Origin of the sequence: Streptomyces sp. NPDC090499, from assembly GCF_044769305.1 — a bacterium.
Classification (GTDB): domain Bacteria; phylum Actinomycetota; class Actinomycetes; order Streptomycetales; family Streptomycetaceae; genus Streptomyces.
Genome location: NZ_JBIVXP010000010.1, coordinates 256,337 through 269,872 on the forward strand (window position 1 = coordinate 256,337; position 13,536 = coordinate 269,872).

At 70.7% G+C, this 13,536-nt stretch carries 12 protein-coding genes and 1 pseudogene; 4 read left to right on the plus strand and 9 right to left on the minus strand.

What is annotated here, in order from left to right; translation table 11 throughout:
- Nucleotides 1–60 precede the first annotated feature (60 nt).
- The 7 genes from ACIQVL_RS32815 to ACIQVL_RS32845 all read right to left on the minus strand — a co-directional run bounded on the left by ACIQVL_RS32815 (nt 61) and on the right by ACIQVL_RS32845 (nt 6,861).
- Nucleotides 61–792, minus strand: a complete 732-nt coding sequence (locus tag ACIQVL_RS32815) for an LAETG motif-containing sortase-dependent surface protein (protein ID WP_403477146.1) — start codon at nt 790–792, stop codon at nt 61–63.
- Between the two features lie 138 nt (nt 793–930).
- Complete coding sequence (locus ACIQVL_RS32820) at nt 931–2,097, minus strand: LOG family protein (RefSeq protein ID WP_403433083.1); 1,167 nt, start codon at nt 2,095–2,097, stop codon at nt 931–933.
- 16 nt (nt 2,098–2,113) lie between these two features.
- Nucleotides 2,114–2,521 (minus strand): VOC family protein, encoded by a 408-nt coding sequence (locus ACIQVL_RS32825; RefSeq protein WP_403477147.1) that lies wholly within the window; start codon nt 2,519–2,521, stop codon nt 2,114–2,116.
- A gap of 94 nt (nt 2,522–2,615) precedes the next feature.
- Nucleotides 2,616–4,061: a hypothetical protein gene (locus tag ACIQVL_RS32830; protein ID WP_403477148.1), complete on the minus strand. Its 1,446-nt coding sequence runs from the start codon at nt 4,059–4,061 to the stop codon at nt 2,616–2,618.
- A complete protein-coding gene (locus tag ACIQVL_RS32835) occupies nt 4,043–4,783 on the minus strand; it encodes an ABC transporter ATP-binding protein (RefSeq protein ID WP_403433091.1) in 741 nt (246 codons plus the stop codon). The genes ACIQVL_RS32830 and ACIQVL_RS32835 overlap by 19 nt, the downstream gene beginning before the upstream one ends.
- A 192-nt stretch (nt 4,784–4,975) precedes the next feature.
- Nucleotides 4,976–6,358 carry an aspartate aminotransferase family protein gene (locus ACIQVL_RS32840; RefSeq protein ID WP_403433094.1) on the minus strand — a complete coding sequence of 461 codons (1,383 nt, stop codon included), beginning with the start codon at nt 6,356–6,358 and terminating at the stop codon, nt 4,976–4,978.
- A complete protein-coding gene (locus ACIQVL_RS32845; protein ID WP_089098474.1) occupies nt 6,343–6,861 on the minus strand; it encodes an Lrp/AsnC family transcriptional regulator in 519 nt (172 codons plus the stop codon). The genes ACIQVL_RS32840 and ACIQVL_RS32845 overlap by 16 nt, the downstream gene beginning before the upstream one ends.
- A gap of 164 nt (nt 6,862–7,025) precedes the next feature.
- On the opposite strand from ACIQVL_RS32845, the gene ACIQVL_RS32850 reads away from it, so the two are divergent.
- On the plus strand, nt 7,026–8,465 hold the full coding sequence (locus tag ACIQVL_RS32850) for a gamma-aminobutyraldehyde dehydrogenase (protein WP_403433097.1): 1,440 nt from the start codon (nt 7,026–7,028) through the stop codon (nt 8,463–8,465).
- A 207-nt stretch (nt 8,466–8,672) separates the two neighbouring features.
- On the plus strand, nt 8,673–9,866 hold the full coding sequence (locus ACIQVL_RS32855) for a PotD/PotF family extracellular solute-binding protein (protein WP_403477149.1): 1,194 nt from the start codon (nt 8,673–8,675) through the stop codon (nt 9,864–9,866).
- A gap of 119 nt (nt 9,867–9,985) precedes the next feature.
- Here the strand turns inward: ACIQVL_RS32855 and ACIQVL_RS32860 are convergent, their stop codons facing one another.
- A complete protein-coding gene (locus ACIQVL_RS32860) occupies nt 9,986–10,339 on the minus strand; it encodes an ArsR/SmtB family transcription factor (protein ID WP_403477150.1) in 354 nt (117 codons plus the stop codon).
- Between the two features lie 140 nt (nt 10,340–10,479).
- Here ACIQVL_RS32860 and ACIQVL_RS32865 point away from each other — a divergent pair, with 140 nt between their 5' ends.
- Both ACIQVL_RS32865 and ACIQVL_RS32870 read left to right on the plus strand, forming a co-directional pair.
- The gene (locus tag ACIQVL_RS32865) at nt 10,480–11,499 is read left to right on the plus strand and encodes an NADPH:quinone reductase (RefSeq protein WP_403477151.1); all 1,020 of its coding nucleotides are present in this window, start codon (nt 10,480–10,482) and stop codon (nt 11,497–11,499) included.
- A gap of 572 nt (nt 11,500–12,071) precedes the next feature.
- On the plus strand, nt 12,072–12,995 hold the full coding sequence (locus ACIQVL_RS32870; RefSeq protein WP_403477152.1) for an alpha/beta hydrolase: 924 nt from the start codon (nt 12,072–12,074) through the stop codon (nt 12,993–12,995).
- Between the two features lie 119 nt (nt 12,996–13,114).
- Here ACIQVL_RS32870 and ACIQVL_RS32875 read toward each other — a convergent pair.
- Nucleotides 13,115–13,327, minus strand: a pseudogene (locus tag ACIQVL_RS32875) (XdhC family protein); the annotation flags it as partial.
- Nucleotides 13,328–13,536 lie beyond the last annotated feature (209 nt).

The window sequence follows — 13,536 nt, forward strand, 5'->3', positions numbered from 1 at the left end:
CCCGTCCCCCGGGGATACGGGGACGGGCCTCGACGGTGTACGGATGGGGTGGGAAGCGCGTCAGCTGCCGCTGTGCGCCCCACGACGGCGCATGCCGAACCAGACAGCCCCACCGCCGACCGCCACGAGCGCGGCGGCGATACCGGCGATCAGGCCGGTGTTGGAGTTGGCACCGGTCTCGGCGAGGTTCGACTCACCGACGGCCGGGGACGGGGCGTTGTCCGACGTGGTCGCCGGGGCGGTGCTGCTGCTCTCCGAGGCCGACGGGGTCGGGGAGTCCGACTCGGCCGGGGTGGTCTCGGACGCCGAGGGCGACGGGGTGGCCGAGTCCGACGGGGAGGGGCTGGCGCTCTCGTCCGACTTGCACGCGGTCGACGGGGTGGTCAGGTTGGGCGTGATGTCCCTGTCGATCTTGATGCCCTTGGTGTCGACCACCACGTGGACCCGGTACTCCGCGTTCGGCTTCCAGTCCTCGGAGAAGGGGACGGTGGTGCCGGCCTTCGAGCCCTTGACGGTCTGGGCCTCGCCGACCTGCTGCGCGTCGGCGCCGTTGTTCTCGAGGAAGACGGTGATGGTGGCCGAAGTACCGGAGGCGTCGATGTCCTTGACATTGATGACGCCGTTGGTGCCGTCGCAAGTGGCTTCGGCGGAGAAGTCGGAGATGCTGCACGCGAGGGCGGAGCCGGAGGCGCTGAGCGCCAGCGCGGCCGACGCGGCGGCAACTCCCAGGACGCGCACGGAACGACGTGCACTGCGGCGGGATATGGACACGTTTGTCCTTACTGAGTGCATAACTGAGGGGGGCTGAGGGGGAGTTGATGCGGCAATGCGGTGAGGCATCAGAATCCCCAAGAGTCCCTCAGGTCTATAAGTGCGCCGTAAGTAGTGTCAACGCATATGCGGTCCACGGATGTTGACTTTACCTTCTGTTTAATTGGTGAGACGTTTCAGCGCTTGTGAAGCTTGCTCGATCCGGTCAACGAGGGCGATACGGGACGCCATCGCGCGCTCCCCCGCGAGCGAGGTCAGCAGCTGCCAGGCCGGCAGTTTCCCGCTCCAGTGCGCCTCGTTCACGAGCACCATCGGGGTCGGCTCACCGCGTGACTCGTAGTAGTTGGGCGTCGCGTTGTCGAAGATCTCCTGAACGGTCCCGGCGGCGCCCGGCAGGAACACCACACCGGCGTTGGAGCGGGCCAGCAGGCCGTCCTCGCGGGTGGCGTTGGCGAAGTACTTGGCGATGTGCGCGGCGAAGGCGTTCGGCGGCTCGTGGCCGTAGAACCAGGTGGGGATGCCGACCGAGGCGCCGCCGTCCGGCCAGCGCTCGCGGACCTCGAAGGCGGCGCGCGCCCAGTCGGTGACGGACGGCCGGAACGACGGTGCCTTGGTGAGGAGCTCCAGCGCCTCGTCGAGCATCCCGTCCTCGAAGGGCGCCGCGTACGCGCCCAGGTTCGCCGCCTCCATCGCGCCGGGGCCGCCGCCGGTCGCCACCGTGAAGCCGTCCCGCGCGAGCTCCCGGCCGAGCCGGGCGGCACCGGCGTACTCGGCGGTGCCGCGGGCCATCGCGTGGCCGCCCATCACGCCCACCACCCGGGCGCCGACGAGGAGTTCGTCCAGCGCGTCGGAGACCGCGTCGTCGTGGATCGAGCGCAGCATCGAACCGAATATGTCGCCGTCCGCCCTGGTCTGCTGGAACCAGGCGTACGAGCGGGCGTCCGGGGTCGCCTCGTAGCCCGTGTCGAGCGAGTCGAACAGCTCGCCGGGCGTGTAGACGAAGGCGCGGTAGGGGTCGAAGGGGAGGTCCGGGACCGGCGGGAACACCAGCGCGCCGGACGCGCCGGCCCGGGCGGCGGCCTCGGGGGACATCGGGCAGCCGAGGAAGACGGCGCCGGTGGTGTCGGTGGTCAGCAGGACGTCCGTACGGTCCGTCAGATCGACGGCCTGGAGCCGGTACTGGGCGAGCGTCCCGTGCGCGGCGACGACCTCGTCGAACTCGGCGAGGGACTCGATCTCACGGTCGCGGGCGGCCCGGTGCTGCGCCGGGTTCGGCTGGGCAGGACGGGGCTGCCCGGAGGACGGCTGGGCGGGTGTCGGATGCACCCGCCCACTGTAGGTGTCAGCCCTGCACCGCCGCCGGGTCCATCCACACGACCTCCCAGCTGTGGCCGTCCAGGTCCTCGAAGGAGCGGCCGTACATGAAGCCCTGGTCCTGGACGTCGTCGTTGGCCGTGCCGCCGGCCGCGACCGCCTTCTCCACCAGTTCGTCGACCTTCGCGCGGCTCTCCGCGCTCAGGCAGATCAGCACCTCGCTGGTCTTCGTCGAGTCGGCGATCTCCTTCTTCGTGAAGTCGGCGTAGCGCTGTCTGCTCAGCAGCATCGCGATGATCGTGTCGCTGATCACGACACAGGAGCAGTCGTCGTTGCTGAACTGCGGGTTGATCGAGTAGCCGAGCTCCGTGAAGAACTTCCGCGACGCGGCGACGTCGTCGGTGGCCAGGTTCACGAAGATCATCTGCTGGTACATGGGGTCTCTCCCTCGGGTGTCGTGCCGTTCGCGGGGATAGACCGGGGGACGCGGCCGAAGTCATCGCCGGGCCGGGTTTTTTTCGTACGGCCTTTCAGCGGGCGAGCGGGAGTGCGGCGAGTTCCGCGATCAGCAGGGTGAGGGGGCCGAAGAGGGCCAGCAGGGCGCCGGTGCGCAGGGCCGCCGCGCTGCGCAGCACGGCCGCCGGGGCGCCCAGGCGGAGCAGGGCCGCGGTGGTGTCGGCCCGGGACCGGCGGGCCTCGGTGGCGGCGGTGAGGAGGGTGGCGACCGTGCAGCCGGCCACCACGAGGCCGCCGAGCGCGGTGAGGGGGCCGAAGGCGGGGGCGCTGCCGTCGTCGCCGTAGAGGGCGGTGGTCGCGAAGGCGGCCGACGCCACCGCGCAGACGACGCCGAGGGGGCGGCCGATGCGGGTGGCCTCCGCCATCAGGACGCGGCCGGCGAGGAGACGGCGGGCGCCGGGGCGGACGGACTGGAGCAGGCGTCCGCAGAGGTGGGTGAGGCCGGGGGCGGCGAGGATCAGGCCGAGGGCGGTGAGGGCCCAGCCGGCCAGGACGCCGACGGGGCCGCCGGCCAGGCCGCCGGGGAGCGCGGTGCGCGGGGCGGTCTCGGTGACGCCGGCGTAGGACTCCACGGCGAGGCCTGCGGCGAGGACGGCGATACCCCAGGGGAGGCCGGTGGGCGGGGCGGTGGGGAGGTCGGGGAGGGGGGCCGGGGTGGAGTCGGCGCCGTCGGCCGGGGCCGGGGGGTGGGATTCGCCTGCCGGCGCCGGCCGGGTGCTGTCCGCGCCCGCCTGTGCCGCCCCGGCGGCACGACTGACCGCGGGTTCAAGCAGTGGCTGCGGGCTGTCCGCGGGGTGAGCGGGTCCGAGCGGTGGCCGGGTGCCGGGCGTCGGACCGCGGAAGAAGCGGGCACCGAAGCGGCCGTAGGTGCCGAAGGTCTCGGGTTTCGCCGTTCGGCCGTAGGCGCCGAAGCGGCCGTGGATGCGGGTGCGGGCGCCGGAGTGGGGCAGGTCGCGGGGGCGGAGGGCCAGGGCGACCGTCGTGGAGGCGAGGACCGGGAGGACGGCCAGGAGGGTCAGGGCCGCCGGGACCGGCAGGGAGCTGTCGGCTGCCAGGAGGTCCTTCGCCGCGCCGTCGAAGGGCAGGCCCGTCAGGTCGCCGCGCAGGTGGAGGAAGACCAGGAGGGCCAGCACGGAGCCGAGGGTGCAGGCGAGGGCCGTGTTCAGGGCGGCGATCGCCATCAGGCGGGCCGGGCCCAGGCCGAAGGCGGACAGCCCCGGGCGCGGCCTGGCGCCGGGGTCGGTGCGGGCCACCGCGACCGCGAGGTACACCGTGCTGGCGGCGGGGACCGAACACCAGGACAGGCGCAGGAGGGCCGCCGTCGAGTGGTTCGGGTGGGCCAGCGCGTAGCCGAGGGCGGACAGCAGCAGGAAGCCCGTACCGGCGGCCGCCGCGGCCACCAGGAGGCGGCGCAGCTGGACGGTCGGCCGGGCGGCGCGGGTCAGACGGAGACTGAGCACTCGGCCCGGCCTTCCGCTTCGGGGACCGGCGGCAGGTGCACGGTGTTCACCCGGCGGCCGTCCAGGAGGTCGACCTTGCGGTCGGCGAGGGCCGCCGTCTCCGCGTCGTGCGTGGCGAGGACGACCGTGATGCCGTGCGAGCGGGCCGCCGTGGTGAGGGTGCGCAGCACGTGGGCGCGGTCGGCGCGGTGCAGCGGGGCCGTCGGCTCGTCGGCGAAGAGGACCGTGGGCGCGGGGGCGAGGGCGCGGGCGATGGAGACGCGCTGGCGTTCGGCCTGCTGGAGCTCGGCCGGGTGCTTGCGGGCCTTGTCGCCGACGTCGAGGCGCTCCAGCCACTCCAGCGCGGCCACCTTGGCCCGGCGGCGGCCGGTGCCGCGCAGCATCAGGGGCAGGGCGGTGTTCTCCCAGACGTTCAGTTCGGGGACGAGGGTCGGGGCCGGGTCGATCCAGCCGAAGCGGTCGCGGCGCAGCCGCTCGCGGGCGAACGGGCCCATCCGGTGCACGGCCTTGCTGTTGAACCAGACCTCGCCGTCCTGCGCCGGGACCAGACCGGCCAGGCACCTCAGGAGCGTGGTCTTGCCGCTGCCGCGCGGGCCGCTGACGGCGAGGATCTCGCCCTCGCGCACGCCCAGCGAGATGCCGGTGATGCCGGGTGAGCCGTCCTGGTGGCTGAAGTGCAGGGCGCGTGCCCACAGCACGTCGTTGTCCGGCGGGGCCTCCATGGGCGTAACACCTCGGTTCTGATCCGTTTTGCCGTGCCTTCCCACGTCCGGGGGAACGAAGGCTGGGCCGATCGGTCACGTGCACGCTAGGCAAATCCATGGGCGGAGCCCGGACAGCACACGGCCCCGGGCCGCCGTTCTCACTCGAACGGGCGGCGCCGGGGCCGGATGATCAGACGGCTGATCCGATGATCAGAGCTTGGTCCACGCCTCCGTGAGGGTGGCGCGCAGGATCTGCTCGATCTCGTCGAAGGTCTCCTGGTTGGAGATCAGCGGCGGGGCGAGCTGGACGACCGGGTCGCCGCGGTCGTCGGCACGGCAGTACAGGCCGTTCTCGAACAGGGCCTTCGAGAGGAAGCCGTACAGGACGCGCTCGGTCTCCTCGTCGTTGAAGGACTCCTTGGTCGCCTTGTCCTTGACCAGCTCGATGCCGTAGAAGAAGCCGTTGCCGCGGACGTCGCCGACGATCGGCAGGTCGTGCAGCTTCTGCAGGGTGGAGAGGAAGGCGCCCTCGTTGTCCAGGACGTGCTGGTTGAGGTTCTCGCGCTCGAACAGGTCGAGGTTGGCGAGGCCGACCGCCGCGGAGACCGGGTGGCCGCCGAAGGTGTATCCGTGCAGGAAGGTGTTGTCGCCCTTGTAGAACGGCTCGGCGACGCGGTCGGAGACGATGCACGCGCCGATCGGGGAGTAGCCCGAGGTCATGCCCTTGGCGCAGGTGATCATGTCCGGGACGTAGCCGAACTTGTCGCAGGCGAACATCGTGCCCAGGCGGCCGAAGGCGCAGATGACCTCGTCGGAGACGAGCAGCACGTCGTACTGGTCGCAGATCTCGCGCACGCGCTGGAAGTAGCCGGGCGGGGGCGGGAAGCAGCCGCCCGCGTTCTGCACCGGCTCCAGGAAGACCGCGGCGACGGTGTCGGGGCCCTCGAAGAGGATCTCCTGCTCGATCTGGTCGGCGGCCCAGCGGCCGAAGGCCTCCGGGTCGTCGCCGTGGATCGGGGCGCGGTAGATGTTGGTGTTCGGGACCTTGTGGGCACCGGGGACGAGCGGCTCGAAGGGGGCCTTCAGCGCCGGCAGGCCGGTGATCGACAGGGCGCCCTGCGGGGTGCCGTGGTAGGCGACCGCACGCGAGATGACCTTGTACTTGGTCGGCTTGCCCTGCAGCTTGAAGTACTGCTTGGCGAGCTTCCAGGCGGTCTCGACGGCCTCGCCGCCGCCGGTGGTGAAGAAGACCTTGTTCAGGTCGCCCGGGGCGTGATCGGCCAGCCGCTCCGCCAGCTCGACAGCCTTCGGGTGGGCGTACGACCACACCGGGAAGAACGCCAGCTCCTGGGCCTGCTTGAAGGCGGCCTCGGCGAGTTCGACGCGGCCGTGGCCGGCCTGGACCACGAACAGACCGGCGAGACCGTCGAGGTAACGCTTGCCCTTGTCGTCGTAGATGTAGGTGCCCTCGCCCCGGACGATGGTCGGGACGGGCGAGTTCTCGTACGAGGACATGCGGGTGAAGTGCATCCACAGGTGGTCGTACGCGGTGCGGCTGAGGTCCTTCTGGGTCACGGTTATCGGGTTCCCCACATGTAGGTCTGCTTCTTCAGCTTCAGGTAGACGAAGCTTTCGGTGGAGCGCACGCCGGGCAGGGCCCGGATGCGTTTGTTGATGACGTCCAGCAGGTGGTCGTCGTCCTCGCAGACGATCTCCGCGAGGATGTCGAACGAGCCCGCGGTCATCACCACGTACTCGACTTCCGACATGGCCGTCAGCGCGTCCGCGATCGACTCGACATCGCCCTCGACGTTGACGCCGACCATCGCCTGCCGGCGGAAGCCCACGGTGAGCGGGTCCGTGACGGCGACGATCTGCATGACGCCCTGGTCCAGCAGCTTCTGGACGCGCTGGCGCACGGCCGCCTCCGACAGGCCGACGGCCTTGCCGATCGCGGCGTACGGCCGGCGGCCGTCCTCCTGGAGCTGCTGGATGATGGCGAGGGAAACGGCGTCCAACTGCGGGGTGCCGTTCCTGGACTCGCGGGACGAGTCCCTCTGGTCTGCGCTTCGACTGGCCACCACCTCACTGTGCACGACGTCTCGACGGTTCCGCAAGGCCGTATCGATGAAATTCGTTGTTTGAGGTGCCGTTGATTGCGGATTTCGCAGACGCGGCGGCTGTGGGGGTGTTGAAAACGTGGGATCTCGGATTACTGTGGGTGTCTCAGTGAATGGACACCGAACTTGGAGGGCCGGCAGTGAGCACCGAGCTGCGTCGTCTGCGCAATTACATCGACGGTGAGTTCCGGGACGCCGCCGACGGACGGACCACCGAGGTGGTCAACCCGGCGACCGGCGAGGCGTACGCCACGGCCCCGCTGTCCGGCGAGGCCGACGTCGACGCGGCGATGGCGGCCGCGGCCGCGGCCTTCCCGGGCTGGCGCGACACCACGCCCGCCGAGCGCCAGAAGGCCCTGCTGAAGATCGCGGACGCGTTCGAGGAGCGGGCCGAGGAACTCATCGCGGCCGAGGTGGAGAACACGGGCAAGCCGACCGGGCTCACCCGCTCCGAGGAGATCCCGCCGATGGTCGACCAGATCCGGTTCTTCGCCGGTGCGGCCCGGATGCTGGAGGGCCGCTCGGCCGGCGAGTACATGGAGGGGATGACCTCGATCGTCCGCCGCGAGCCGGTCGGCGTCTGTGCCCAGGTCGCGCCGTGGAACTACCCGATGATGATGGCCGTGTGGAAGTTCGCCCCGGCGATCGCCGCGGGCAACACGGTGGTCCTGAAGCCGTCGGACACCACCCCGGCGTCGACCGTCCTGATGGCCGAGATCATCGGGGGCATCCTCCCCAAGGGCGTCTTCAACGTCGTCACGGGCGACCGTGACACCGGCCGTGCGATGGTCGAGCACCCGGTCCCGGCGATGGCCTCCATCACCGGCTCCGTGCGGGCCGGCATGCAGGTCGCCGAGTCCGCGTCCAAGGACCTCAAGCGGGTCCACCTGGAGCTCGGCGGCAAGGCCCCCGTCGTCGTCTTCGAGGACACCGACATCGCCAAGGCCGTCGAGGACATCTCGGTGGCGGGCTTCTTCAACGCCGGCCAGGACTGTACGGCGGCGACCCGGGTCCTCGTCCAGGAGTCCATCCACGACGAGTTCGTCGCGGCGCTCGCGAAGGCCGCAGCCGAGACCAAGACGGGCCAGCCGGACGACGAGGACGTGCTGTTCGGACCGCTGAACAACCCGAACCAGCTCAAGCAGGTCTCCGGCTTCATCGAGCGGCTTCCCGCCCACGCCAAGGTCGAGGCCGGCGGCCAGCGGGTCGGCGACAAGGGCTACTTCTTCGCGCCGACCGTCGTCTCCGGCCTCAAGCAGGACGACGAGATCATCCAGAACGAGGTCTTCGGACCGGTCATCACCGTCCAGTCCTTCACGGACGAGGACCAGGCCACCGAGTGGGCCAACGGCGTCGAGTACGCGCTGGCCTCCTCCGTGTGGACCAAGGACCACGGGCGGGCGATGCGGATGTCCAAGAAGCTGGACTTCGGCTGCGTGTGGATCAACACGCACATCCCGCTGGTCGCGGAGATGCCGCACGGCGGCTTCAAGAAGTCCGGGTACGGCAAGGACCTGTCCGGGTACGGGTTCGAGGACTACACGCGGATCAAGCACGTGATGACGTCGCTGGACGCGTAGTTGCGGCTGCGGCGCGGTGGGGGCTGCTCGCGCAGTTCCCCGCGCCCCTTCCGGCGGGTTGCGCTGCCCGGGGCCCAGAGGTCCCCGGGCAGCGCTCCGCTGTAACGCCGTGTTGACCGGGGGCATCGACAAGGTGTCCGGTACCCGTCAGGTGGCTCGACGCAGCGTCGATTGCCCGGCGGCGGGCGGGCGCGACATGCTTCAGATGTGCCCCAGACCTCTTCCCAGACGCCCGCGCTCTCCCGTCGCTCCCTGCTGCGCGCGCTCGGCGGCACCGCCGCGCTCGGCGCGCTGGCGGGCTGCGGGGTGCCCGCCGCCTACGTCAGGGCCGGCGACCGCGCCGTGACCGACGTGTCCGCCTCGGACCACAGGCTGGTCTTCGCGAACTGGCCGCTGTACATCGACGTCGACGACGACAACCTGAACAAGCGGCCCACCCTCGACGCCTTCGAGAAGAGCACCGGGATCTCCGTCGACTACATCGAGGAGATCAACGACAACGACGAGTTCTTCGGCAAGATCAGCCCCGCGCTGATGAACCACCAGTCCACCGGCCGGGACCTGATCGTCATCAGCGACTGGATGTGCGCGCGGTTCGTCCGCCTCGGCTGGGTCCAGAAGATGGACCGCGCCCAGCAGCCGAACGTGGCGAAGTACCTGGACCCGCTGCTCCGTTCGCCCGCCTTCGACCCGGGCCGCCTCTACACCGTGCCGTGGCAGTCGGGCATCACCGGCATCGCGTACAACCGCCGGAAGCTGGGCCGCGAGATCCGGCACGTCAAGGACCTGTGGGCGAGCGACCTCAAGGGCCGGGTGACCCTGCTCTCCGGCCTCGACGAGGCCTTCGCACTGCTCATGCAGGGCAACGGCGTGGACATCACCAAGTGGACGGCCGACGACTTCTACGCCGTCTGCGACGAGGTGCAGCAGCAGATCGACCGCGGCCAGATCCGCCGCTTCACCGGCAACGACTACACCAAGGACCTGGTCAGCGGGGACGTCCTGGCCTGCCAGGCGTACTCGGGCGACGTCATCCAGCTCCAGGCGGACAACCCCGACATCCGCTTCGTCGTCCCCGAGGAGGGCGCGGAGCTCTGGTCCGACTCCCTGATGATCCCGGACCGCGCCGACCACAAGGCCAACGCGGAGCGTCTCGTCGACTACTACTACCAGCCGGAGGTCGCCGCCGAGCTGGCCGCCTGGGTCAACTACGTCTGCCCGGTCCCGGCGGCCCAGCAGGTCCTCGCCGACTCCAAGGACAAGGACACCGCGGCCCTCGCCGACAACCCCCTCATCTTCCCCGACGCGGCGATGCGCAAGCGGCTCGCGATCGCCCGGGACATCACGTCGACGGAACGGGTCGGGTTCGCGAAGCGGTGGAACAAGATCGTGGGGTTGTAGGGGGCGCGGTCGCGTGTGTGTGACGGGGATTTCCAGCCGGCACAGAAGACCGAGGCTTCCGGTTGCCGATCACCGACCCTGATCCGGCCCCGTACGCGGAAGTGCCCTTCTCGTCGCCGTCACACGGTCGGGGTCGGCATCTGCGCTGCCGTATCGGCGGAGGCGGGTTCACGGAGCATCTCAAGCAGACCGGGGAAACGCCGCTTCAGCTCGTCGTGACGCAACGTGACCAGCCGGCGGGTGCCGTGCACGCGCGTATGGATCAGACCGGCACTGCGCAGCACCTTGAGGTGGTGCGACAGCGTCGACTTGCCGATGGTGACGCCGGCGGCCTTGAGGACGTCGCTGCCACACGCCCAGTCGCCGATGCCGTCCAGAGCGCGCACGAACGTGAGCCGGATCGGGTCGGCGAGCGCGCTGAGCACGACGTCTATCGTCACGGTCTCGATGGCGGGCTCGATGACTTCACTCACGAGGAGCAGCTTAGCCTCCCCTTGCCGAAAGTTCGACGCCCGTCGTAATGTTCGATCCGCGACGAACGGTTCGATGTGTATCGAACGTCAATGGTGCGGTCGTCGCCTTCTTCCACCAGGCCAGGCTCTTAGGACGGCTCATGAAGGCCATCATCTACCGCGACAACGGCGGCCCCGAAGTCCTCCGGCTCGTCGACCGTGACCTGCCCACGCCCGGCCCCGGTGAGGTCCGTGTCCGGGTCGCCGTGTCCGGAGTCAATCCGACCGACTGGCAGGCCCGTGCCGGCATCGCCCACCCCAAGCGCTTCCCCGAGGTCACACCGCACCTCGACGGCGCAGGCGTGATCGACGCCGCCGGTGAGGGGGTCGACCAGGACCGGGTCGGTGAGCGGGTATGGCTGCTCATGGCCGCCGCCGGACGGCCCACCGGCACCGCCGCCGAGTTCACCGTCGTCCCCGCCGCACAGGCCGTGCCGCTGCCGGACGAGGTGAGCTTCGACATCGGGGCCTCGCTCGGCGTGCCCGCACTCACCGCGCACCGGGCGCTCACCGTGGCCGAGGACGGGCCACGCCGCCTGGTGCCCGGCGCGCTCGACGGCAGGGTGGTACTCGCCGCAGGCGGCGCCGGAGCGGTCGGGCACGCGGTGATCCAACTCGCCCGATGGGCCGGTGCCACCGTGATCGGCACGATCAGCGGCCCGCACAAGGCCCGACTGGCCATCGCCGCCGGCGCCCACCACGTGGTCAACTACCGCGAGGGCGATCCGGCCGCCGACATCCGAAAGATCGCCCCGGACGGCGTCGACATCGTCGCCGAGGTGGCGCTCGGCGCGAACCTCGCGCTCGACCTGGCCGTACTGCGCAGCCGCGGCACGATCTCCGTCTACGCCAACGACGGCGGCCGGCCGGTCGAACTGAACGTGCAGCGAGCCATGGTGCTGAACACGCGCTTCCAGTTCCTGGTGCTCTACACGGCCGGCCCGCAGGCACGCGCCGCAGCCGTCGAGGACATCGCCGCCGCAGTGCGCGACGGCGCCCTGCCGGTCGGCGAGCGGCACGGCCTGCCGCTGATCCGCTTTCCGCTCGACAGCACCGCCGACGCGCACCGGACAATCGAGAACGGCGTGGTCGGCAAAGTCCTGGTCGACGTCGCACCGTGACGGACCCGGCCCGCGCACCCTCCGTGCTGTGACACGGCGCCCCACGGACCCGCCATGCGGATCAGGGCGGGGTGAGACCGAACGGCATGACGGGTCCGTGGGGCGCAGCGGCGGCGGGGTATCGAGCTGGGGCGCTTCCTGCGGGCCCGCCGCGCCCAGGTGACCCCCGCGCAGGGGACCTGCCACCCGGTGCCGGCCTGCGCCGCACGCCCGGCCTGTGGAGACGCGCCCCGAAGGGCACGGCCCCTGGCGGCGGGCCGTCGGCATCCTCCTCGGACGAAGCCGGATCAGTCCTCTGACCTGCTCCGCGGAGACTTGGGGTGCCCTGTCACACCACGGCCCGGGACTCCACGTCATGGCAGGGCCTGCCACTCGGAGACCGGGACGACGAGGGTGATGGCCTACCCGCGTCGCCGGTAGGTGTCCGTCCGTCGGCCCTCGTCCGTCGGCGCCCCCGGCAGAGATGGACGAGTCACGGGGACCGGACCGTGGGCGCGCGCACGTCCGGGAACCCCGCACTCCGCCGGCCGAGCCACGCACCACAGAGAACCTGGAACGAAGAGGACCCGCACATGGAACGAGTGACTTTCCAGAACAAGGGCAACACGGTGGTCGGCAACCTGTTCAGGCCCGCAGGCTTCGAGCAGGGCACGAAGTACCCCACGATCGTGGTGACCCACCCGTTCGGCGCCGTCAAGGAGCAGGTCTCCACGACCTACGCGAAGCTGCTGGCCGAACAGGGCTTCGTCACCCTGGTCTTCGACGCCTCCTACCAGGGCGAGAGCGGCGGGGAGCCGCACTTCTCGGAGTTCCCCTCGGCGCGTACCGAGGACATCCGCCGTGCGGTGGACTTCCTCAGCAACCGCTCGGAAGTGGACCCGGAGCGCATCGGCGCGCTGGGCGTCTGCGCGGGCGGCGGCTACACGGTCAACGTGTCGCAGACCGAGCTGCGCATCAAGGCCGTCGCCGGCGTGAGCACCTTCAACATCGGCTCCGCGCGCCGCGACGGTGTCGGCCCGCTCGGCAAGCAGTCGGCGGAGTACCGCACCGACCTGCTCAAGCGGTCGGGCCGGGCCCGCACGCGCGAGGAGGCCGGCGGGGAGGTCGAGATGTTCTCCCTGATCGCCGACAACCCCAGGTTCGACATGAACGACCTGTCGACGATCCCGATGATGTACCAGGAGGGGTACAGGTACTACTCCGAGATCGACCCCAACCCCCGGTTCATGGGGACGTTCGCCCTCTCCAGCCTGAGCCAGCAGATGGCGTTCTTCCCGTTCGAGGGCATCGAGCTGATCTCCCCGCGCCCGCTGCTGCTGATCGCCGGCTCCGAGGCCGACACGCTGTACATGAGCGAGGACGCGATCGGGAGGGCGCAGGAGCCGAAGGAGCTCTTCGTCCTGGACGGCGCCAGCCACATCGACCTGTACTGGAACCCCGAGTACGTCCCGCAGGTCGCCGAGAAACTCACCGCGTTCTTCACGAAGCACCTGTGACCGCCTGACGCATGCGAGAAGGAGTGGGGCATCCGCCCCACTCCTTCAATCGTTGTCGGGCCGGTCGGACCGGTACCGCCGGGCAATGCCCCGCGCACGCCGACCGGTTGGCCCGGCTGGTCGTCGGTGCGGCGCGAGCCCACCGCGCCGATGCGGCCGACCGGGAGGTCAAGGGCGAGCCGCAGCACAGGGATGCCGAACTCGGCGTCGTGGGTGAGGACGCAGACGGCGGTTCGGGCGTCGGCCCCGGTGCCTGCCGGATACCGGCGGGGCCGGTCGGCGATCACCTCGTCGGCGTACGGGAAGCGGGTGCGGGTGGCCAAGACGGGCCTGCCGATCGGGATCGCCCTCTGTCCGGCCGGTCCGGCCTGCTTCCACCGCACCCTCGCCGGCAGCCGGCCACACCGTCGTGGGTGAGGACGCAGACGGCGGTTCGGGCGTCGACCCCGGTGCCTGCCGGATACCGGCGGGGCCGGTCGGCGATCACCTCGTCGGCGTACGGGAAGCGGGTGCGGGTGGCCAAGACGGGCCTGCCGATCGG

Coding starts and splice junctions, on each gene's coding strand:
- ACIQVL_RS32815 (WP_403477146.1), bottom strand. CDS start 792: ATGCACTCAGTAAGGACAAACGTGTCCATATCCCGCCGCAGTGCACGT.
- ACIQVL_RS32825 (WP_403477147.1), bottom strand. CDS start 2,521: ATGTACCAGCAGATGATCTTCGTGAACCTGGCCACCGACGACGTCGCC.
- ACIQVL_RS32835 (WP_403433091.1), bottom strand. CDS start 4,783: ATGGAGGCCCCGCCGGACAACGACGTGCTGTGGGCACGCGCCCTGCAC.
- ACIQVL_RS32865 (WP_403477151.1), top strand. CDS start 10,480: ATGAAGGCCATCATCTACCGCGACAACGGCGGCCCCGAAGTCCTCCGG.
- ACIQVL_RS32870 (WP_403477152.1), top strand. CDS start 12,072: ATGGAACGAGTGACTTTCCAGAACAAGGGCAACACGGTGGTCGGCAAC.